A 21,146-nucleotide genomic window follows, 5' to 3' on the forward strand; every position below is an offset into this window, starting at 1 on the left:
TCAGGCGTTATCGGACATCGGAGGCGACGCCGGAAATTCGGACAGTTGGCTAAGGTGGGTTCAGTGATGAACCGGCTTTCATTCGTTTGGGCCGATCGGCATGGAGATCGGCGAGAAGATCGGCAGGAACATCGGCAAGAAGATCGGCAAGGCGGGGTCTAATCCTATGTGTTAAAATGACTTCGCGCTTCTCTCGAGCCCACAGAAGATCGGCAAGAATGACCTCTCCCGAGACCGTTGGCCGGATTGAACCGACGCTCCTTGATGGAGCTACAGCCCCGATTGCCGATGCGCTCGCCGACCTGACGGCGCGGGCATCGATGTTGGGGGCTGCGCTGCATCCCCGCACCGCACAGCAACTTGCCTCGCTCGTGCGCGTCATGAACTCGTACTACAGCAACCTCATCGAGGGGCACATCACCCGGCCGCGTGACATCGAGCGCGCGCTGTCGGGCGATCTCGATGATGACGAGGGGCGGCGAAACCTTCAGATCGAAGCCGCCGCCCATGTTCGCGTTCAAGCTCACATCGACCTTCTGTGTGCCCAGCGCGACTTGCCCGACCCCGTGTCGGTAGAGTTCCTAAAGGGACTTCACGCGGAGTTCTATCAAGACGCACCCGAAGCGATGCTGCTGATCAACGGGGTTCACCACAGCTTCGGCATGGAGCCGGGCCGCTTGCGCGATAAGCCCGAGCACGACGTGGAGGTCGGCCGCCATCTGCCGCCTTCGAGCGAGCGCGTCGCCGCCTTCATGGATCGCTTCGCCCAACGGTATGCCCGGAATCAGTTGGGGACGGCCGGGAAAATCCTTGCGATCCCGGCGGCCCACCATCGCTTCAACTACATTCACCCATTTCCCGATGGGAACGGCCGTGTCAGCCGCCTGATGAGCCACGCCATGATCCAGACGGCAGGCATCGGCGCCCATGGCCTGTGGTCGGTCTCACGGGGTTTGGCGCGCGGCCTTGAGAGCCGTCAGGAATACAAACAGATGATGGCCCGCGCCGACACGCCCCGTCAGGGGGATCGGGATGGACGCGGGAACCTCTCGCTCGCCGCCTTGGAAGAGTTCGTCCTGTGGTTCCTGAAGGTCTGCCTCGATCAGGTGACCTTCATGTCCAGCCTGTTCGACCTGCCCAACCTGACGGGGCGGTTGCGGCTCTACGTCGAACGCAGTGGCCGCCTGAAGCCCGAGGCGTTCCGGTTGCTGGAAGAGGCTGCGATCCGAGGCGAGTTCGCCAGAGGTGACGCAGACCGCATCACGCGGCTGCCGGAGCGGACGGCGCGCGTCGTTCTCGGGCAACTGATCGACGAGGGACTTCTGGATTCCGAAACGCCCAAAGGCCCCGTCTCACTCCGCTTCCCCACCAAGTCCCTCGACCTGCTGTTTCCGCAGCTTTTCCCGGCGACTTGATGCGCCGGACGCCCCAGCGACGAGAGCGGGCCGTGGAGTGGCTTGCGTGGATGAAGAGGCCACCCGAACTTCGCCGCCGCCCGAGGCAGGCCACCACCACTTCAGGCGTTATCGGACGTCTGCGGCGACGTAGCGGGTCAGTTCGGCGATAACACAATGTGCGCCACCGCCCGCAGCACAAGCCCACACACAACCGTCGCCAAGCGCAGGAAACCAAAGCATCTCCTCCCCTAAGGCACGCCCTGGGTTGAAGTGGTTAGGCTTGGCTATCGGCCAAGCTCTTACAGGCTAGGATTAGGTGATAGAGTGACGTCGCCGGCGCCGGCCCCTCCTGGAAGTGGCCATCCACATTCATCCTGTCACGCCACACCCCGAGGCGGGGCGTCTCAAGATATCGCCTCAATCCATTGGCCGCCTCCAGGGCAGCGTCGAGATCGTCCAGGATCAGCGCGGCCTTCAGATGTTCCGTTTGCGGCCATAGCCGCGCCGTGCCGTCGCGCAGGGTGAGGTCGTCCCAAAGTTCGTTGACCGCGACCCCACGGACCGGGTCGACGCCTTTGCGTCCAATAGCGAAAAGTCGCCGGGCCATCGTTCGCGCGTCGGCCCGACCACGCTGGCGGCCCCAACGCTCAAGTAGCCAAGCCCATTCAAATTGATGACCCGGTTCCACCAGACGCCCCTCGTCGCCAGCGGCTGGCCGCCATTCTTCGTCGAAAAATTCCCTCAGGAACCCGCCCTCAGGATCGATGAAGGTGGTAAGCGCCGCCTCGACGATCTCATCGGCCAGGGCGTCCCAGGAGGCCTCGCCGCCCTCCCCCCAAGCCATCGCCGCCTCGAGCAGATGCATATGGGCATTGGCCTGGAAGGGCTGGACGATGTTCTCCCGGAAGCCGCCATGGACGTGCCGCATGGATTGCAGGCCATGCCGAATCTTGTCGCCCTCGGCGACCAGATCGCTGCGGCCAGGATCGACCTGGTGCAGGGTCGCCAAGCCCAGGATCGCGAAGGCCTGATCATAGAGCATGGCGGTGTCATCGATCGGCTCGCCGTTCAAGCCGACGAGTGTGCGGATCAGTCCATCCTCGCGTTGGAAGTGGGCCAACATGTAGTCGACGCCGTGCCAGGCCGCCTGCCGCCATGGGCCATCCCAGCCCATCATGCCTGCCTGCGCATAGGTGAATATCTGACGCCCCTGGACCCGCCCACGGCGCGGAGCTGGCCGCGGCTCGCCCTGCAGGCTCAGGGCTTCGAGAAAGCCCCCACGAACGTGGTCGGTCCCCGCCTCCCACCAGAGCGGCAGGGCATGCACACGCAGCCAGTCGTCGTACCAGTCAGCCGCCTCGCGCAGAGACGCGAAATCGTTTGTAGGCGACATGAAGCGCTTCAATCCCTTGGATGGAGGCCGGTCGCGAGGTCTCACGCGCGGCGCCACTGGGGTGGCGCGCCACTGTCTGCCTCAATTGGGTAAGGCGGCGCAATTGGCGCGTACGAGAAGGTAGGGCGCCGTGGTTAGGCCTTCGCTCGCGCCGCTTCCGCCTGATGCCAGCGCCAGGCGGTCTCAATGATATCTGCAAGGCCGTAGCGCGGGGCCCAGCCCAGGACCGCGCGGGCCTTGCGATTGTCGGCCACCAGGGCCGGGGCGTCGCCGGGACGGCGGGGGGCCGACTGAGCGTCGAAGGTGCCGCCGGAAGCCTGCTTGATGGCGGCCACCAGTTCACGGACGCTGGTGCCCGTGCCAGTGCCGAGATTGAAAATGTCACTCACCCCGCCGGCTAGAAGGTGGCGCAGAGCCAGGACATGGGCGTCGGCGAGGTCGAGCACGTGGATATAGTCGCGCACCGCGGTGCCGTCGGCGGTGGGATAGTCGTCGCCGAAGATCTTGAAGCCGTGATTGGAGCCCATGGCCGCCCGGATCGCCAGCGGAATGGCGTGGGTCTCCGGCTCGTGCCGCTCGCCGATGCGTCCTTCGGGATCGCAACCAGCGGCGTTGAAATAGCGCAGGATCACCGAGCGGAAGCCGGCGTAGCGATCCAGGTCGCGCGGGATCTGCTCCACCATCAACTTGGAATGGCCGTAGGGATTGAGCGGCGCCTGCGGGTGGCTTTCATCCATCGGCACCTGGATCGGATCGCCATAGGTGGCGCAGGTCGACGAGAAGACCAGGGCGTTCAGCTCTGCGCGCCGGGCGGCGTCGATCAGGGTGAGCGCGCCGGCGACATTGTTCTCGTAGAAGCGGGCGGGGTGCAGGACGCTCTCCCCCACCTCGATGAGGGCGGCAAAATGGACAACGGCAGCAGGTTTGTAGGCGGCGAACACCTCATCGAGGCGCGCGGCGTCACGAATGTCGCCGACTTCCAGCGGCCCCCACTGCGCGAACTCGGCATGGCCGTTCGACAGGTTGTCGAACACCACGGGTCGGAACCCGGCTTCCGCCAGACGCAGGCAGGTGTGCGAGCCGATATAGCCGGCGCCGCCGCTGACCAGGATTGTCTGCATCTACACCTCGATGGCGCACTGACAAGCTGAAGCAGCTGGGCCCGAGATCATCGGGCCCAGCCTATTGTGCATCTGCAGACTTAGAAGAAGCGCTCACCGATGCGGATGGTGTCGCCGGGGGCCACAAGGGTCGAGGTGCTAAGGGGGAACTCCTCCTCGCGCTGACCGTCCGCACGCTTGATGAAGACGCGCTTGGTATTGGCCCGGTATGTGAAGCCTTCCGCCGTGGCGACGGCGTTCACCACGGTCAGGGCGTTGGTGTAGGGATAGGTGCCAGGCTTCTCGACCTCGCCGAGAATATAGAAGGGGCGATAGTTGAGGACCTCGACGCTGACGCGGGGCTCCTTGAGGTAGCCTTCCTTCAGCTTAGCCTCCACCATGCCCTGGAACTCTGGCACCGACAGGCCGGCAGCCTTGATTTCGCCGATCAAGGGCAGGGAAACCATGCCCGATCCACCGATGGAAAATTCACCTGTCAGCGCCTCCTCGCCGAAGGTGATCACGCGAATCTTGTCACCAGACCCCATGCGGTATTCGGGAATAGCCCGCACCACAGCGACGGCGTCGGTCTCGGCCGCCGCCGCAAGAGTCGGCGCTAGCAGCAAGGCGGCGCCCAGGGCCGCCATCACCAACGAAAACAACCTCTGCATTAATCTAGGCTCCACGCACGTCCCTCTGGCTTGCTTCTACCGCAGCGCGGCGAAACTCGGAACACCGACTTCAAGAATCGTTCCGAATCTTGCTTAACGGCCGGAAACTCGGGTTAACCGAGTTCAATATGTATATATAACAGCCTAAGCCAACATGAACTCAACATTAACGTAAATGTTTGCGAAACCATCTCAATTCAGACCAATTACACTATGCCAATACAGCGGCAATTAAGAGGCCTCATCTAAAACAAGATCACGGGAACTCCAGAACGGAGTGGGGAAATGATCTTGAATACGAAGAACTTCGCTGCGGCGACTATACTGATCTCCATGTTGGGCGGGGCAGACTATGCTCATGCTGGCGCCCCGGCCGTGAGTGGTCCCATGAATCTGGGCGCGCCTGCAGCGGCGCCGCAGGCCTTTCTCGAGTTTTGCAGCCGTCAACCGCGAGACTGCCAGGTGAGCCGTGAAATGGTCCTGTCCCAGATGGGCACAACGGCCGGCCGGCATCGGGAGCTCCCGACCGCTTCCGCCTCCATCTCCCAGCCAAAAGTCGAGGCCACCCGAGTGACCCCGGCCATTGCGCGGATGACCATGCGCAGCAATTTTCAGTTTCGGACCGACCCGTCCGAACGCGTGAACTGGCTCAGCCTCCTTGGTGAAACTGTGGCCGATGAGTTCGCCGCGACACCGGTGGGGCAAGCCAAGATCTCTTTCGTCCATTTCAAGTTCGAAGCGCCTGCGCCCGACCCCACTCCTGCGCCTGCCGCTGAAACGGCGCCGTCAAGCGGCGGCGCGACCCTCATGATGGATTCAAACGCCTGGGCGACGGTGAATCGCGTGAACACCAAGGTGAACCGCGAAATCATCCGTCGAACCGACATCGACAACTACGGCGTCGAGGAGCGTTGGAGCACCCCACTGGAGGACGGCACGAAGTTTGGAGACTGCGAGGACTTCGCTCTCGAAAAGCGCCGCGCCCTGATCGCCGAAGGCTTCCCGCCCAGCGCGCTCTCCATCGCGGTCGTGACGACGGCCTGGAACGCCTCACACGCGGTGCTCCTGGTGGCAGGTGAAAGAGGCGAATACGTCCTGGACAACCTCTCCCCCTGGGTCGTGCCTTGGAACGAGGCCCCCTACACCTTCGTCAAGCGCCAGGTCGCGGGCGACGCCTTCCGCTGGGTGCGGGTGGATTCAAGGGACCCTGTGCGGGAACAGGTGCGCGCGCTCTTGATCGCCCGCGCCGACTAGGTATCTCTGCGCCCATTCCACAGGGCGAAAGGACTTCCGTGAGCACACAGGCGCCGGAGACGCGGAGACGCGCCAACAAAGAGGTCCGCGAGGCGCCCGAACGCGCGCAACTGTGGCCGCCGCCGGAGGGAACCTGGGTCGCGCTCGCCGGCCTGCTGCCGATCTTCGCCGCACATTACTTCTATGCCGCGCTCTATTCTGAGACGGCGTTCTCCCTGGTCATGGCCGAGGCCGTCGTACTGGGTGTCCTCCTGACGCGCGGCGCCTCTCGCAGGGACCTCGTCCGAATGCGGGGGCTCACGGCGCCGGCCATGCTCTTTGGACTGGTCATCCTGGTTGGCGTTGTCCAATTGACGCCCTGGGCCCCGGGCGGCCCCCATCCCGTATGGGCTTATGTCGGATACGGCCCTGGCTCGACGACGATCGATCGGTCGTCGACGGTGGCGGAGCTCATCAAGCTCATGGGATTGGCCTGCATCTTCCTGGTCGGGGCGCTCACGGGCGCCTCGGATCGACGAGCCCGCGCCGCAGTCAATGTAACACTCGGGCTGGGCTTGATCCTTGCGCTATGGGCATTCTTCGGAAGCGTTACCGGAAGCCTCTATCAATCAAGTGATCGGCGCCTCGAAGGCCACTTCCTGAATGCGAATACGGCCGGCACTTTCATGGCGTGCTTGCTGGTGCTGAGCTTGGCGGTTCTCTTCCGGCAGCTAAGGACCGGTAGCCGTCAGGACCGGGTGGTCCGCGCCGCCCCCGTTGGCGCGTTTGCGCTAACTTTCGCCATCTGCCTCTTAATGACCGCCTCCCGGGGCGCGGCAGGCGCCCTGATAGCCGCGCTCATTGCCTTTGGCGGCCTCCACCTATTCTCCGCGAAAGTGAAGATCTCCCGCGTGCTGCTCATCGGCCTTGCGACCCTAGTTGTCGGCGCCGTTGTCATCTTCATCGCGGGTGATCTGGTGATCGATCGCTTCTCGCGGACGGACCGGGACACTGTCCTTCGTACAGCGGTCTGGGCCGAACACTGGCAGGCCTTCCTTCGCTCACCGCTCCTTGGCTACGGTCTGGGAAGTTCCGAGACGGTAAACCAGACTCTTATCAACTCCGCCAACTACTCGACCCTGTGGAACATCAAGGCCATCCTGAATGTGTATCTACAGTGGCTCGAACAGGCTGGCCTCGTCGGCGCCATCGCGATGTTCGGCTGCATCGGATCCATTCTCGTGACCACGACCTGGCGCGCGCTCGCTCGATCGCGAATGACCCTGATCCTGTTTGGCCTGATCTCAGTCGATGTGGTGTTCCTGGCGCACGGAGCCACGGACTTCGCCTTAGACGCCTTCTCCATGGCCGCCATGTGGTCCTATTTCTTGGGCCTGCAGTTGGCGCTTTCGCAGGGCTCCAGCCGATGAGCCTGAAACGATCCATCCCCGTCGCGATCGCCGGCAGCCTTGCTGGCGTCGCCTTCGTCCTGGCCCTACTCCACTTGATCGCGCTCACCTCCGGCGGTGAGGTCCGGATCGCCACCTGGCGCATTGCGGCGATCGCCGCGGGCTACGACCGCAAGGCCGATGACCTTGTTTCGCCGAGGAAACCTTCCGCCGTCGATCTGGATACGGCCGAGCGGCTTGGCAACCTCGCCCTGAGAGAATTCCCCTACGACACGAGTTCTTGGCTTCGGATCGCCTATATTGACCAACTGCGCCATGGCGGCCTTTCGCCGGCTGGCGTAGCGGCGCTCGTTCGGTCTTACGACTTGATCGCGGTGGACCCCACGCTGGCGCCTTGGCGCATTCGTCTCGTACTTGAGAATTGGTCCAAGATACCGAATAACTTGAAGAAAGCCGCACGGGAGGAAGCCAAAACGCTTTCTACCCACGGGCGTGGCCGGGCCAAACTTAAGACGGCGTTGGCTGCGGTGAAGAATCCGCAGAGCGCCGTTATGGTCACGCTCTGGCGTCAGCGTTATGTCATCGAAGCGTCGCGCATTGAACACAGGTCGCCCGAAAAAGCCGTTTCTCGCGTTGGTTACTAAAAGATTGAAGGAATAGACTTGTCGTTGACAGGGGAATATGGGCATTAGCGGAAAGAGCCGGTTGCCCGGCGTTTAAGAACGAGCTGAGGGAATAAACATGAGCCTCAAGACCTTGAGCATCGGCGCGCTCGCGCGGGCCATGGCGTCCACTGCCGTCATCGGCACAGTTGCGTTTGGAGCCAGCGTCGCGTTCGCGCAGACGGCCGAGCAGATCAACGCTCTGAAATTGACAATCGAAAGCACGATCCGCCAGACGATCCTCGATACCTTGGCGAGCGATCCGAATGCGACCGAAGACGAGATCGCCGAAGCCGTGGCGGCTGCAGTGGCCGATGTGACCCGAAACGTCGATCCGGCGTTGGCTGTCGCGGCGATCAACGCAGTCAAGGCTGACGCGGCCTTCATGGCGTCCCTGCCTTCCAGCATCGCATCCGCGGCCACCGACATTGCTCTGAGCGCTGTGCGGAGCACGATCCAGGCGAATTCGGGCACCGGCGGCACGGGAGCCACGGGCGGCGGCGGCCAGGACGGGGGCAGCGATTTCGGCGGTACGGCGGGCACGGGCACCGGTGGCGGTGGCGGCACCGCGCAGCACGTCCCGTAAGCTTTATCTCGGCGGCCGGCACCTGTTGGTGCCGGCTTTAGTACCCATTTGAGTACGTTCCTGCGTGGGAGCTCCTCTTCAATCGAATTTGTGAGGCCTAACCGTGACCGCCAATAAGCGCGTCCTATTCGCAACCGTGGCCGTGGTCCTGGCGGCCGGGGCTTCGACCAACGCTCTGGCCCAAACTCGGGGCTTCATCGCACGTGGCCAAGCTGCCGAGGCGAGCAATTTCGCCCGCGACCGGAACATCAGCGTCCGGGCGCGTTCGCATCCTGGCTACGAAGCGCTCGGTGTTCCCATGGGAGCCTTCACGGCGTACCCGAAGGTCGCGGTCGGTCCAGAGTACAACGACAACATCTACGGCGCATCGACGAACGAAGTTGACGACGTCGTGTGGCGGGTTCAGCCCGAAGTCGTTGTGGTCAGCGACTGGTCGCGGCACTCGTTGCAGGGATACGCCCGCAGCGTGATCAACCGCTACAACGACTTCGATAGCGAAAACACCAGTGACTACACCGTCGGCGCGAACGGTCGCCTCGACATCACCCGACGCGCCAGCATCAGCGCCGGCGCTGAGTATGCCAGCCTCTCAGAGGCTCGGACCTCGTCAAGCTCGCCCGTCTTGGCGGCCAACCCCATCGAGTTCGACAAGACGACCGGTTTCGTCGTTGCAGGCCGGGAGTTCAACCGGCTCAAGGTTTCAGCGCGCGTTGACTACAGCAAGTTCGACTATCAGGACGGCCGGACCACTACGGGCTTCAATGTTGAACAGGACGACCGCGACCGCACCAATACGAGCCTGACGGCGCGGGCCGACTATGCCGTAAGCCCGGCGACGGCGATCTTCCTCGAAGTCGCAGGCAACAAGCGCGACTACCGCCTGGCGAAGCCAGCGGTTGTGCTGATCCGGGACTCCGATGGCGTCCAGGCGCTCGCGGGCGCCAACTTCGAACTCGGCGCGGTGATGCGCGGCGAAGTCGGCGTGGGCTATCTTCGGCAGTCCTATGACGATCCTGCCTTCAAGGACATCACGGGCATGGGCGCACGAGCCCAGGTGGAGTGGTTCCCGACCGACATGACCACAGTCAGCGTGAATGGGTCCCGGTCGGTTGAAGACAGCGGGATTCTTGGATCCTCTGGCTATCTCTCGAGCAACTTTGGCGGACAGATTGACCACGAACTCATGCGCAATGTGCTGGTGTCGGGTCAGCTCTCCTATGGCAAGGACGAGTATGAGGGCGTCGATCGCAACGACAAGCGCCTGAACGCCGGAGTGAGCGCCACCTACCTGATGAATCGACACGTCGGGCTGACGGTCGGCTACAGCTATTTCGATCAAAAGTCAGATGGCTTGGCTGCCGGCGGCGATTTCAAGGTCAATAAGGTCGGTGCGAACGTGACTCTGCAATTCTAAGCAGCTTTAGGCGACCCTGGGGGCGGGGTTGGCGCGATCTTTGAATGGCCGTGAAAAAGCGGTCCCAATATGGGCCAGACGTTCGCAAGACGCCTGGCCCAAACTGTTAAGGCGTGAGTTGCATGAACCTGCATAGCCCCTCCTCTACCGTGGCTGACGCCGATCTTCAGGAGCGCGGGGGAGCGCCCGCGACCTGGCTGCCAGCCGTCGCCGAGGGGCTTGATATCCGCCGCATCTTTGTGGCCTTCCGGCGGCGATTCCGGCTGTTCGCCGCAGTGGCGTTGGCCGTGTTGCTGGCGGTCATCCTGGTGACCCTGCAGGCCACGCCGAAATATACCGCGACCGCCAATGTGATGTTGGACACCCGCAAGGAGCGGGTCAGCAATGTCGAGGAAGTCCTCTCCGGCTTGCCGGCCGATTCCAGCGCCGTCGATACCGAGGTCGAAATCCTCAAGTCCCGGCAACTGGCCGAGCGCGTGGTCAAGGGCCTCAAGCTGGAAGAAGATCCGGAGTTCAACGCCGCGGTTCGCAAGCCCAGCGGCGTCAAGATGCTCCTCGGCGGTATTGCCAGCCTCGTCGGCGCCAAGGCGCCGAACCTTCCGCAGGCCAACAGCGTGGAAGCACAGAAGCTTCATGAGGAGGTCGTCGACGCGGTACTCGACGGATTGTCGGTCAAGCGTGCCGGCCTGACCTATGTCATCAACGTCAACTACGAGTCCGACAGCCCCACCAAGGCCGCGATCATCGCCAACAAGTTCGCCGAACTCTATCTGCTCGAGCAGATGGAAGCGAAGTTCGACGCCACCCAACAGGCGACGACCTGGCTCAACAGTCGGCTGGGTGAACTCCGCGGTCAGGTCCAGACGGATGAGGCCGCTGTTCAGCAGTACAAGATCGCCAACAACCTGCTGAGCGCCTCGGGCACCAACCTTACCGAGCAAGAAATCTCCAACTACAATCTCACCCTGTCTCAAGCTCGCGCCCAAGTGGCCGAGGACCAGGCTCGCCTGTCGACCGCTCGCTCGCAGCTCTCCAGAGGATCGTCGGGCGATGACGTCGGCGAAGCGTTGAGCTCGCCCGTGGTGCAGAAGCTCCGCGAGCAGCGCGCCGCCGTGAGCGCGCAGGTGGCCGATCTCCAGGGCCGCTACGGTGAACGTCACCCTGAGATGCTGAAGGCCAAGCGCCAGCTTTCCGACATCGACACCCAGATTCAGGATGAGATCCAGCGGATCATTTCCAACCTCCAAGCCAAGGCGCAGGTTTCTTCCCAGCGCGCCGCGGCCGTTTCAGGCAGCCTTGGCGGCGCCCGCGGCACGCTCGCGGCCAACAGCCGGGCCATGGTGCGATTGAACGAGTTGCAGCGCAACGCCGACGCCTCACGCACCCTCTATGAGAGCTACCTTAACCGTTACAAGGAGACGAGCACCCAGGGCGGCCTGGAGCAGTCCGACGCCCGCGTCGTCTCCAAGGCCAAGATTCCCACCAGCCAAAGTTCACCTAAGGTGGCGCTCAACCTTGCGCTTGGACTGGTTCTCGCCGTCGGCGCCGGCATAGGTGCGGTTCTGCTCGCCGAAATGCTCGATGCAGGCTTGGCCACAGCCGAGGACGTCGAGCGTCGCCTAGACACCTCCTATCTCGGGGCCATACCGCTGCTGGCCTCGGTCGCAGAGGGACGCACCGAGGCGCCCATCGACTATGTGATGGCCAAACCACTTTCCAGCTTCTCCGAGGCCTTCCGGAACCTACGGACTTCGGTGCTCTATTCTCGCCTCGGCGAGCCGGTGAAGGTTGTCGCGATTACCTCAGCCTTGCCTGGCGAAGGCAAGACCACGACCTCGATCTGCTTGGCCCGCTCGGCCGCCCTGCAGGGCGCCAAAGTGCTCGTGGTGGACTGCGACCTTCGCCGCCGCACCGTCAACCGCATGTTGGAGGCCGAACCTGAAATCGGTTTGCTCGAAGTCCTCAATGGGGAAGCGACCCTCGAACAGACCATTACCCTGGACGCCCCCAGCGGCGCCTACATCCTGCCGCTCTCGAAGAGCAACTTCACACCGAAGGACGTTTTCGGCTCGGTCGCCATGGACAAACTGCTGGCCGATCTCCGCCAGCGCTACGACCTAGTTATCCTGGACACCGCCCCGGTCCTGCCAGTGGCCGATACCCGCGTCCTGGCCCCTAAGGCCGACGTGGTGGTCTTCCTGGCACGTTGGCGCAAGACGCCGCAGCACGCAATCGAGGCGGCCTTCCGCCTGCTGTCCGGCACCGGTGCCCATGTGGGCGGCGTGGCGCTAACGCAGATGGATATGAAGCAGCAGACCAAGTATGGTTATGGTGACCCAGGTTACTACTATGCTGAATATAAGAAATACTATGTGAGCTAGGACAGTTAGGCGGTGTAGATCATTGCTCGAGATCTCAAATGCCCGCAGCATACCGGTCAGTCCTGCGAAGTCATGAATTGGAGAGGTCGCTATCGCGGAAGCTGGCATGCTTCTGAGAATGCGTCATTGCTGCATGCTTATGAACCCAATTAACGAGGCGGCGACGAAGGGACACTCGACGAAGCTTTCTGCTCGCCTCGATAGTCGCTCCCTGACCGTTCTTCTTGCGGCATTCCTCGCTATTGCTGGCTGGACGCTTGCGAGCGTGAGCGTGATCCGCGGCTTCGACTTCTGGGTGTCATCCCCCACCAACCTCACCCATCTCGCGATCAATGTGGCTTGCAGCCTTTTGACTGCCGTCTACGCAAGTCGCGTCCGCGGGAGCCTCGACTTCAAGTTGGGCAGGGCCGTCGCGGCGACAGTGGTGGTGTTTGGTCTATACGCGGCGGCGATTCTCGTGGGTCGCCTGTTCTTTTCCCGCTCGATGTTCATCGCTGCTGTCGTCGGCGCACTTCTCGTGTCGGGTCTGGTGGTCTGGCTGCGACATCGACTGACGCGGACCCGGGTTGCGGTCATCGGTCCGTTGATCGGCGCCACAAAGATCTCAATCCCTTTTGGTCGTGTCGTGAATGACCCCGGCGCTGATCTCCGCGGGTTCGACATCGTCCTCGTGTCCCTCAGCGAGGTGGTCAGCGCAGACTGGGCGCGCGCCCTTTCGCGAGCCATGCTGGCCGGCTGCAAGGTCCGCCATGTGGGGGAGTATATCGAGGAGTTGAACGGCGCGGTTTCCCTCGAGCACTTCGAGGTCGATCATTTACCTCCCAATGGCATCGCCTCATACCAACTCATCAAGCGCTTGCTCGATCTCGGGCTGGTGGTGTTCATCTTGCCGGTGGCCCTGCCCTTGACCCTGCTGAGTTCGGCGGCTGTCCTACTCACCACCGGTCGCCCCATCTTCTTCCTGCAAGAACGTATCGGCCTCGGTGGCGCACCCTTCCGCATGTGGAAGCTGCGCACCATGCGACCTGAGCGTGAGGGCGAGGCGCTGAGAGCCGCGGTGGTCGGTGATAGTCGAGTTACCCCGGTCGGTAGAATTCTGCGCCGGTTCCGGATCGACGAACTTCCCCAGTTCTGGAATGTGCTGAAGGGAGACATGAGCCTGATCGGTCCCCGTCCCGAGGCCACACCGCTGCATCGGGAATATCTCGGGAAGTTGCCCAACTATTCATATCGATACCTCGTTCGGCCGGGGATTACAGGTTGGGCCCAGGTAAGCAGCCCGCCATCGGCGTCGAGCGACGAAGCACGCCGCAAGCTCACCTACGATCTATTCTACGTCAAAAAGCTCTCTCTTCTTCTGGACCTGCAGATCGTCGTTAAGACCTTCTGGACGATCACAAGCGGCGGCGGCGTTCGCTAGCTCATGCGAATTCTGTTTCTCTCCCACTACTATCCCCCAGAATCCAATGCTCCGGCCAACCGGGTTTCCGAATTGGCGGGGGAATGGGCGGCGCTTGGCCACGATGTCACCGTCGTGACCTGCACGCCTAGCCACCCCGGGGGCCGGCCCTATCCCGGCTATGGTAATCCCCTCCTCTACACCGAGACGCTTGACGGCGTAGAGGTGATCCGGCTGGGCACCTTCCTCGCCGCGAACCAGGGGACGATCCGGCGGAGCCTGAACTACCTGTCCTTTCTTGCGGCCGTCGTCTTGAACCTACCGCGGCTGCCGAAGGCCGACGTCGTGATCTCCACGTCGCCTCAGTTCTTCGCGGGACTTTCGGGAGCTATCGTGGCGAAAGCCAAGCGGTCGCCGTTCATTCTGGAAATCCGTGACATCTGGCCGGAAAGTGCTTCGGCGGTCGCGGCCTTAAAGAAGGGCTTGGCCTTTCGCGTGCTCGAAACAATCGAGGCCTGGGCCTACGGCGTGGCGGATCAGGTGGTGGCGGTCTCTCCCGCGTTTGTCGAACACATCTCCAAGCGCGGGAAGCTTCGCCGCCCCGTCGCTATCGTTGAAAATGGCGTGAACCTTAACCTGTTTGACGGCCAGACACAGGAGAACGATTTCCGCGCGAGACATGGTCTGGAGGGCAAGATTGTCTTCGGCTACGTCGGCACCCACGGAATGGCCCATAACTTGGAGACCCTCTTGCGGGCGGCGGAGTTGACGCGCGATGACCCCGAGATCGCCTATCTCATGGCTGGCTCAGGCGCACAGCGGTCCAAGCTGGTGGCCCTCCGGGATGAACTCGGGCTCACAAATGTGGTGATGCTTGATCACCAACCGCGCTCCGAGATGCCGACGATCTGGTCGAATACGGACGTCAGCCTGGTGCTTCTGCGCCGCTCACCGCTTTTTCACCGGGTCATTCCCTCCAAGATGTTCGAGGCGATGGCGATGTCCCGACCGATTATCCTCGCGGTCGACGGCCAGGCGCGCGCCATCCTGGAGGCTGGAGATTGCGGGATCTTCGTTGAGCCGGAGGACCCCGAAGCCCTGGCGACCACCGTACGGCGGCTATCGGCCGATATAGGCCTGCGAAGCAGGCTTGGGGCTAACGGCAAGTCCTTCGTACGGGCGAACTATAATCGACGCGTTCTTGCAGAGCGCTACCTGCGGATCATTGAGAGCGTGGCGGCGCCACGGCCCGCAGGCTGAGCCGGCGGCCCAGCGAGGCAGAGCTAGGCGATTGCCGCCCTGTCATGACCAACGCCAGCGGCTAGCAAGCCGCATCCCGTCCAAATCGACCCGTAGGCAGGCGTTTGGCCGCCTCGAACCGAATTCCGGGGCCCACTGGGTTTCGACGATTGAACCGCGCCCCCCCGTGACGAAGACCTCAAGATTTCGCGGCCCTAAGCTCCCGCGGAAAGTCCCCGTCCCCGTCTCGCGCAGCACAACATCGGGATGAAGGTGGAAATAGGCAGAGGCCACCCGCGGTCGGCCCGACAGCTCATCCTCAACTAGGAGTTCCTGCTCGCTGAGCGTCCAGCGCCGCCGATGGACGACTTGGCCCGCAAGCCGGAGATAGCCGTCGTGAGCGCCCTCCATGACGAGGCATCCGCCATCTCGAGCAGTCCGAACGTCAAAGGCGCGGGCGCGGCGGGCGACCCGAAAGCTGCTCCAGACTTCCGATGAGTCCGCGTCGTCCACCGCCACGGTGTTGTGGGCCGCCGTTCCGCGTTCCCGTAGCCTGAGCTCAGACGCCTCGTAGACCGAGGTCCCGCTGTTCACCAACAGGCGGCGGCCATCGAGGGAGAGTTCGAATGAGAGGGTGTCGGCATGCGCATGGCCGGGGAGATAGTCGGGGCCCACATCCCCGACGTCTGCGAGCAGGAAAACAGGCCCAAGCTCAGCTCGCACATAGCCCGTCGCCGCCAAATGGAGCAGTTCGCCGCGTGGGCTCGCACTTGAGCCCCCAAGCCTCTCCAACTGGGCCCTCAGCATGCTGGCAGGCGGGGCGATACCCATGGCGCTGTCGTTGAAGAAGGCCGGCTCGCCATCCGGATGGGTCATTGCCTCGGCCCAGCCCACCATGCCCTGGGCTGCGCGGCGCATCTCGTTCACCAGGGGGGCAGGCAGTCTGCCAGGCACGATCCGATCGGCCTCTAGGAGATCCAGGACGTCCCCAGTAACTATGTTGTGGTACATCGGCGAACGCTCGAAATGGCCGCCGTCAGCCAGCACCTGCTCACCCAATTCCCGTCGGAGATAGCCCAGTCCCGTCGCCAGCCAGGAGTCTGCCTCAGGCCCCTCGAAGAACAGCCCGCCCATCACCAGCGCCTTCGCGTTCGCCCAGAGATGATTGCCCAGGAGATGCACCTCCAGCTGGTCCGCCAACGCGCGCAACTGGACCGCAAGACTGTGCGTCGCGGTGGCGCCTAGGTCACCGCCGGACCAGGCCCAGCGGCACCAGTTCATGATCCGCAGCGACAGACAGTAGGGCTCCCATCCCGGCCCGACGGGCGGCGGATTCTCGACAATCCATCGGGAAATCAGAGTCCGATGCCAAGCCCCGCGATCTTCAGCGTCCCGCGCGTCGAGATCGTCGAAATAGTGCAGGTTATAGAGCCATAGGCGCGGCCAGGTCGGGTTGTTCCAATCGGCCGCCGAGCCCAGCTCGTGCTGCTCGTTCAGGAATCTGAATTCCGACGGCCCGAGCATTGTGGGCTCGCGCCATGCCGGCAGCTGCCAGGGGCCTGCGATCTCGCGCACCGCCGGCGCAGGCCGGAGATCAGGCTTCAGCCGCCGAAACAACACCGCCGCGCGGCCGTACACCTGGACGGGACGCAGGTAGCGAACCGTATGGAACAGTCGTGTGGCTCGGGCGAACACGGCGGCCGATCAGTCGTCGAAGCGCGCTGCGCGCACTGACCAGCGGCTGACCTCCATCACCTCATCGAGGGGGATCGGCGGCGCGCCACCGGTCTTCAGCGCCGAGACGAAGGCCGCCGCGCATGCCGCATGCCCCTTGTCCTGGCGCCGGCTCAGCTTGGTGAAGCCCGGCCAACCCCAGCCCCGCAGGGTGCGGAAGTTGTCCAACTGCAGGATCCGACCGCCGCCGAAGGCCTCGATGCGCTCCTTGGGGAAGTCCTTCGAGCCGTTGGCGAAGTAGTGGATCGTGCCGTGGGAGCCGTCGGCGAATTCCAGCACGAGCGTCGCCTTGTCTTCGGCGACTCCCGCCGCCGGCTTGCCCAGCTTGACCGCATGCATCCGCACGATGGGGGCGCCGGCCAGGAAGCGAAGGAGGTCGACGAAGTGGCAGGCCTCGCCGACAATCCGACCTCCCCCCACCTGCGGGTCCTGGGTCCAATGGTCGGTGGGAATGGCGCCGGCATTGACGGTTGCGATAAAGGTCTTGGGTTCGGCGACCTGACCCAGCAGGGCCTTCATCCGCACCGCCAGGGGGGCGAACCGACGGTTGAACCCCACCATGACGATGGGCGCCCCGCCGCCTTCCCGGGGTTGGGCGGCTTCGGAGATCCGATCGAGTTCGGGCTCGGTAAGCGCCAGGGGCTTCTCCACGAAGATGGACTTGCCGGCCAGGAGCGCGCGCTCCGCCAGCGCGGCGTGGCTGTCGTGTCGGGTGGCGATGATGATGGCGTCCAGACCCGGATCGCTCAGCACCGCCTCCACATCGGTGCTGGCCTCCGCAAAGCCGTTCTTGCGGCCGTTCACCAGGGCCGAGAGGCCCCCTTGGCTGGTGACCGTGACCAGGTCAGCGCCGCCGGCCTTCATGGCCGGAATGAGAACGCGGGAGGCGAACTGGCCCGCGCCGATCACCCCAAGCCGCGCACGCGAGGCGCCGCGCTCAGCGCCGCCGAGCGGCACGCTCCGCACCAGCTTGGCCGCCGTGGCCTCCGCGGCCTCGGACGGATAGGTCAGGACGATACCCATGGCCTGGGCGTCGTCGGTCAGCGCGGCATAGGCCTTGGGCGCCTCGGTGATGGGGAAACGATGGGTGATCAGTTCATCCACCTTCAGGGAGCCGGCCGCCATCAGGTCCAGCACCGCCTCGAAATTGCGTTGTTCCGTCCAGCGGACGAAGCCGAACGGATAGTCCTGCGCCCGATCCTCATAGTCGGGATCATATCGGCCGGGGCCATAGGAGCAGGAGACCTGGAAACTCAACTCCTTCTCGTAGAAATCGGCGCGGTCCAGTTCCAACCCGACCACGCCGATGAGCACAATGCGCCCGCGCTTGCGGCTCATCTTCGCCGCCTGGCTCACCAGATCGTTGCTCTTGGTGGAGGCCGCGATGATCACCGCGTCCACGCCGCGGCCGTCGGAGAAGGCCATGCCCCTGGCCACCGCGTCCTCACCGGCCGACAGATCCACCACCTCGGCGCCGAAACCCTGGGCCAGGGCCAGCTTGCGCTTGTCGAAGTCCAGCCCCAGAACCCGGCAGCCATTGGCCCGCAGGATCTGCACGGCCATCAGGCCGATCAGGCCCAGGCCGAACACGGCCACCCGCTCCCCCAGGGTCGGCTCGGTCAGGCGAATCCCCTGCAGGGCGATGGCCGCCAGGGGCGTGAAGGCCGCCGCCTCGTCGCTCACCCCGTCAGGAATGCGGGCGCATAGCGTATTTGGCACGGCAACGATCTCGGCATGAGGCCCATTGGACACCACCCGATCGCCAACCCGGAAGCCCTCCACGCCGGCTCCCACCTCCACGACACGACCGGCGTTGCAGTAGCCGAGCGGGATCGGCTGATCGAGCTTGGAGCGCACCGCCTCCAGGGTTTCCAGCACGCCATCGGTGCGCGCCTTGGAGAGCACCTCCTTGACCCGATGCGGCTGCTGCATCGCCTTTTCCAGCAGGTTGCCCTTGCCGAATTCCAGCAGCATGCGCTCGGTGCCGGCCGACACCAGGGTGGCCGCCGTCTCGATCAGGAGCCCCCCGCGGCGGGCGCTAGGGGCAGGAACATTGGCGCCCTCGATTGATCCGTCGGCGAGGGATTGGATGACTTGACGCATTAGGTTCCGGCCACCGTAGTTGAGGCAGATCCCATGGGGGCCTGCAATTCACTGTACATTGAGATGAGCTTCGCCGCCTCACGCGGCCAATTGTAGACGCTCTCCACCGCGCGGCGGCCAGCGGAGGCATAACCCTCGCGTACGTCATCGTCCGCCAGGAGTCTTAGCGCCTTTGCGATCTCCTCCGGCTTCGAGGGATCCACCAAAGGTCCAGCGCCGCTGTCTCGAATGATTGATGCGACTTCAAGGGCAAACGCAGGCGCGATCACGGCGCAACGTGCGGCCATATAGTCGAACATCTTGTGTGGAAGCGCACGAACGTGGTTGCGGGGGCCTGGCTGAAAAAGAACAAGACCCACGTGCGACTGAACGAGGAGTTCGAAGGCTTGGCTGTAGGGCATCCAGGGCACTAGCACGACCCGGCTTTCTAAATTGAGTTCCTTGAGACGGGACCGAAACTCAGGCTCGGAGTTGTCGTTGAACTCGCCCGCCACCGTCACCTGGAAATCGATGTCGCTGCACTGGGCCAACGCATCCAGCAGTTGGGGCCATCCACGCTTGCGGCCGATGAGGCCCAAATGCACGATCCTTAATGGCGGCGGACCAGCCTTCTGAGCTTGCAGGAGATTCGGAATGGGACCGAAATTTTTGACGATCACCACCTTGTCCCGGGAAGCTTGGTAGTCACCCATGATCGAGTCCTTCGCGAGGACGATCCGCCAGGTGAGCGCAGCTGCAGTTGCAACAAGCGCTCCAAATATCGCCCTGCCGATCCCCGCGACGGGGCGGGGCAACCGCTCGCCTACCATGCCATGATAATCCTCGTGAGCGTCGAACACGACGCGCGCGCCGATAAATGGGGCGACTAGGACGGCGAGAAACCAGGAATCGACCTCGTTGCAGTGCAAGACATGGGGCCTCAAGGCCGCCGCAACCCTGAGGGTGCGAAACAGCGTGGCAAGCCGCCAGAACCGCCCACCGATGCGCCTGATCGCGTGAATATCGACTCCGTCACGACGCTCCAAAAGGTCGCCTTTTCCGGCTTCATTGGGGCAAACGTGCGAAACTTGGAATCCCGCTTCAGCAAGGGAGCGGGCCTCCTTGTCAAACACCCTCTTGTCGAATGGTGGGTGCGCGGCGGAAAAGAAAACGATCCGGATCATAGAAGTTCTCGCAAAAATCCACGCAGCCTAAACAACATCGTCTGTCCGACTGTCAGCTTTTCGCATAAGCAGCTCGCTATGAATTGCAACGGCGATGCTCGAAAGAGCGAAGCCAATGGCGGTGGCAAGAGCGACGCTGAATGCGGAGGGTGGGGAGAGCGCTGACAACGTCGTCGTTACGACCGCCCCCCCAACCGCGTAGAGCAATAGGGCGACGTATTTCTTTTCCTTGGTGACAATTGTCGAGTGGATACTTGTCCAAAGCGAAATGGCGACCATGGCCGCTAGAATCTGGAAACTCGGTACCGAGCTTGGATATTTCCCGCCGTCAACCAGCGGTATCCACCACGTCGCAGCGAACGCGACAACGGCCAAGGCGGCCGTCAAGGGCAGGCAGATCACGTAGTAGCTCCGAATGACTCCGCGCGACTGTTGGAGCGTCTCGGCTTTCGCCAAGGCCGGCAGAAGAACGGACTGAGCCGTTATGACAAGAGCAAGGAGGATGCCGTAATACCGCTGCGTCGCCCCGTACGCCGCTGTCTCCAACTCATTGCCCGCGCGGGAAAGGAAGAACATTCCTGAGGTGAGGAGCCAGTTCAGGATGCCATAATACAGGCTGAGCAGGTAATATCTGTGCAATAGCAGATGCCGGAGCACCGCAAGGATTGATCTGCCGTCGGTCGCGCCGGTGAAGAGCGGGACAATGCGTCGCCCAAATAGCGGCAAGAGCACTAGGCGCGACGCGGCCTGGCTCAGCAGAACAGCCCAACCGGCTGCCGCCCAATGTACACCCGCCGCGCCCATAGCCAGTAGTGCGGCAAGGCCCAGCAGACCCACCGCTGGTTGAAGCGCCGTCAGCAGACCGAAGTTCCGAAAACTCTCATGCCTCTGGAAGAACAGGCGCGCGTTCTCGAAGATCGTGTTCGCCACGATGAGCGCGATAAGTGAAAGGCTCACCTCGGCCGAAACACCCGACAGCACGGTGATCACTAGGGCGCCGGCTATGAGGAGAAGAACCTGGGCCGCCAGGAAGTGACCCTGAGCCGACGATAAGCCAAGCTCTTCATAGTCGAGGATATAGGCGCGGCGAAGGGCCGAGGTCGACAGGCCGGAGGCGATCGTAAATATGGCGATGCCAATCGAGAATTCCGCCAGCGCTTGGGGCGCCAGAAAGCGAACTGACGCGAGTACGAACAGCCCCTGAAAGAGCGTGTATGCCGCCTGCCCGCCGCCGACTTGAGCGAACGAGCGGATCATTCTGG

At 63.2% G+C, this 21,146-nt stretch carries 16 protein-coding genes; 9 read left to right on the forward strand and 7 right to left on the reverse strand.

The annotated features are described in order from the left end of the window. Positions 1 to 218 precede the first annotated feature (218 nt). Positions 219 to 1,415 (forward strand): Fic family protein, encoded by a 1,197-nt coding sequence (locus tag AAC997_RS07865; RefSeq protein WP_340645141.1) that lies wholly within the window; start codon positions 219 to 221, stop codon positions 1,413 to 1,415. A 256-nt stretch (positions 1,416 to 1,671) separates the two neighbouring features. On the opposite strand, the gene AAC997_RS07870 is transcribed toward AAC997_RS07865, so the two are convergent. The 3 genes from AAC997_RS07870 to AAC997_RS07880 all read right to left on the reverse strand — a co-directional run bounded on the left by AAC997_RS07870 (position 1,672) and on the right by AAC997_RS07880 (position 4,561). Continuing rightward, positions 1,672 to 2,790 carry an AGE family epimerase/isomerase gene (locus tag AAC997_RS07870; protein ID WP_340645142.1) on the reverse strand — a complete coding sequence of 373 codons (1,119 nt, stop codon included), beginning with the start codon at positions 2,788 to 2,790 and terminating at the stop codon, positions 1,672 to 1,674. Between the two features lie 134 nt (positions 2,791 to 2,924). Continuing rightward, the gene (galE, locus tag AAC997_RS07875) at positions 2,925 to 3,911 is read right to left on the reverse strand and encodes a UDP-glucose 4-epimerase GalE (protein ID WP_340645143.1); all 987 of its coding nucleotides are present in this window, start codon (positions 3,909 to 3,911) and stop codon (positions 2,925 to 2,927) included. 80 nt (positions 3,912 to 3,991) lie between these two features. Then, complete coding sequence (locus AAC997_RS07880) at positions 3,992 to 4,561, reverse strand: polysaccharide biosynthesis/export family protein (RefSeq protein ID WP_340645144.1); 570 nt, start codon at positions 4,559 to 4,561, stop codon at positions 3,992 to 3,994. A 387-nt stretch (positions 4,562 to 4,948) separates the two neighbouring features. Here AAC997_RS07880 and AAC997_RS07885 point away from each other — a divergent pair, with 387 nt between their 5' ends. The 8 genes from AAC997_RS07885 (at position 4,949) to AAC997_RS07920 (ending at position 14,905) form a co-directional block, all read left to right on the forward strand. Further along, a complete protein-coding gene (locus AAC997_RS07885) occupies positions 4,949 to 5,815 on the forward strand; it encodes a transglutaminase-like cysteine peptidase (protein WP_340645146.1) in 867 nt (288 codons plus the stop codon). Positions 5,816 to 5,853: 38 nt separating this feature from the next. Next, complete coding sequence (locus AAC997_RS07890) at positions 5,854 to 7,224, forward strand: O-antigen ligase family protein (RefSeq protein WP_340645147.1); 1,371 nt, start codon at positions 5,854 to 5,856, stop codon at positions 7,222 to 7,224. Next, complete coding sequence (locus tag AAC997_RS07895) at positions 7,221 to 7,847, forward strand: hypothetical protein (protein ID WP_340645148.1); 627 nt, start codon at positions 7,221 to 7,223, stop codon at positions 7,845 to 7,847. The genes AAC997_RS07890 and AAC997_RS07895 overlap by 4 nt, the downstream gene beginning before the upstream one ends. Positions 7,848 to 7,944: 97 nt before the next feature. Beyond that, the gene (locus AAC997_RS07900; protein WP_340645149.1) at positions 7,945 to 8,451 is read left to right on the forward strand and encodes a hypothetical protein; all 507 of its coding nucleotides are present in this window, start codon (positions 7,945 to 7,947) and stop codon (positions 8,449 to 8,451) included. Positions 8,452 to 8,554: 103 nt separating this feature from the next. After that, entirely contained in the window at positions 8,555 to 9,865 is a 1,311-nt protein-coding gene (locus AAC997_RS07905) for an outer membrane beta-barrel protein (RefSeq protein WP_340645150.1), read from the forward strand. Between the two features lie 122 nt (positions 9,866 to 9,987). Further along, the gene (locus AAC997_RS07910) at positions 9,988 to 12,246 is read left to right on the forward strand and encodes a polysaccharide biosynthesis tyrosine autokinase (RefSeq protein ID WP_340645151.1); all 2,259 of its coding nucleotides are present in this window, start codon (positions 9,988 to 9,990) and stop codon (positions 12,244 to 12,246) included. A 106-nt stretch (positions 12,247 to 12,352) separates the two neighbouring features. Next, positions 12,353 to 13,666, forward strand: a complete 1,314-nt coding sequence (locus AAC997_RS07915) for a sugar transferase (RefSeq protein WP_340645152.1) — start codon at positions 12,353 to 12,355, stop codon at positions 13,664 to 13,666. A 3-nt stretch (positions 13,667 to 13,669) separates the two neighbouring features. Further along, positions 13,670 to 14,905: a glycosyltransferase family 4 protein gene (locus tag AAC997_RS07920; RefSeq protein ID WP_340645153.1), complete on the forward strand. Its 1,236-nt coding sequence runs from the start codon at positions 13,670 to 13,672 to the stop codon at positions 14,903 to 14,905. Positions 14,906 to 14,947: 42 nt separating this feature from the next. Here the strand turns inward: AAC997_RS07920 and AAC997_RS07925 are convergent, their stop codons facing one another. The 4 genes from AAC997_RS07925 to AAC997_RS07940 are packed head-to-tail and all read right to left on the reverse strand — an operon-like array spanning position 14,948 to position 21,141. Then, positions 14,948 to 16,579 (reverse strand): alginate lyase family protein, encoded by a 1,632-nt coding sequence (locus AAC997_RS07925; RefSeq protein WP_340645154.1) that lies wholly within the window; start codon positions 16,577 to 16,579, stop codon positions 14,948 to 14,950. A gap of 9 nt (positions 16,580 to 16,588) precedes the next feature. Then, positions 16,589 to 18,721 carry a bi-domain-containing oxidoreductase gene (locus tag AAC997_RS07930; RefSeq protein ID WP_340645155.1) on the reverse strand — a complete coding sequence of 711 codons (2,133 nt, stop codon included), beginning with the start codon at positions 18,719 to 18,721 and terminating at the stop codon, positions 16,589 to 16,591. Next, a complete protein-coding gene (locus AAC997_RS07935) occupies positions 18,721 to 19,884 on the reverse strand; it encodes a glycosyltransferase (protein ID WP_340645156.1) in 1,164 nt (387 codons plus the stop codon). The genes AAC997_RS07930 and AAC997_RS07935 overlap by 1 nt, the downstream gene beginning before the upstream one ends. A gap of 27 nt (positions 19,885 to 19,911) precedes the next feature. Next, a complete protein-coding gene (locus tag AAC997_RS07940; protein WP_340645157.1) occupies positions 19,912 to 21,141 on the reverse strand; it encodes a hypothetical protein in 1,230 nt (409 codons plus the stop codon). Positions 21,142 to 21,146 lie beyond the last annotated feature (5 nt).

The organism is Phenylobacterium sp., assembly GCF_037968635.1.
In the GTDB taxonomy this organism is placed as follows: domain Bacteria; phylum Pseudomonadota; class Alphaproteobacteria; order Caulobacterales; family Caulobacteraceae; genus Phenylobacterium.

Excerpts from the sequence above, each read along its gene's own strand:
- galE (WP_340645143.1), bottom strand. The coding sequence starts at position 3,911 with ATGCAGACAATCCTGGTCAGCGGCGGCGCCGGCTATATCGGCTCGCAC.
- AAC997_RS07940 (WP_340645157.1), bottom strand. The coding sequence starts at position 21,141 with ATGATCCGCTCGTTCGCTCAAGTCGGCGGCGGGCAGGCGGCATACACG.
- AAC997_RS07930 (WP_340645155.1), bottom strand. The coding sequence starts at position 18,721 with ATGCGTCAAGTCATCCAATCCCTCGCCGACGGATCAATCGAGGGCGCC.
- AAC997_RS07935 (WP_340645156.1), bottom strand. The coding sequence starts at position 19,884 with ATGATCCGGATCGTTTTCTTTTCCGCCGCGCACCCACCATTCGACAAG.
- AAC997_RS07910 (WP_340645151.1), top strand. The coding sequence starts at position 9,988 with ATGAACCTGCATAGCCCCTCCTCTACCGTGGCTGACGCCGATCTTCAG.
- AAC997_RS07900 (WP_340645149.1), top strand. The coding sequence starts at position 7,945 with ATGAGCCTCAAGACCTTGAGCATCGGCGCGCTCGCGCGGGCCATGGCG.
- AAC997_RS07870 (WP_340645142.1), bottom strand. The coding sequence starts at position 2,790 with ATGTCGCCTACAAACGATTTCGCGTCTCTGCGCGAGGCGGCTGACTGG.
- AAC997_RS07885 (WP_340645146.1), top strand. The coding sequence starts at position 4,949 with ATGAATCTGGGCGCGCCTGCAGCGGCGCCGCAGGCCTTTCTCGAGTTT.
- AAC997_RS07895 (WP_340645148.1), top strand. The coding sequence starts at position 7,221 with ATGAGCCTGAAACGATCCATCCCCGTCGCGATCGCCGGCAGCCTTGCT.
- AAC997_RS07915 (WP_340645152.1), top strand. The coding sequence starts at position 12,353 with ATGCTTCTGAGAATGCGTCATTGCTGCATGCTTATGAACCCAATTAAC.
- AAC997_RS07880 (WP_340645144.1), bottom strand. The coding sequence starts at position 4,561 with ATGCAGAGGTTGTTTTCGTTGGTGATGGCGGCCCTGGGCGCCGCCTTG.
- AAC997_RS07865 (WP_340645141.1), top strand. The coding sequence starts at position 219 with ATGACCTCTCCCGAGACCGTTGGCCGGATTGAACCGACGCTCCTTGAT.
- AAC997_RS07920 (WP_340645153.1), top strand. The coding sequence starts at position 13,670 with ATGCGAATTCTGTTTCTCTCCCACTACTATCCCCCAGAATCCAATGCT.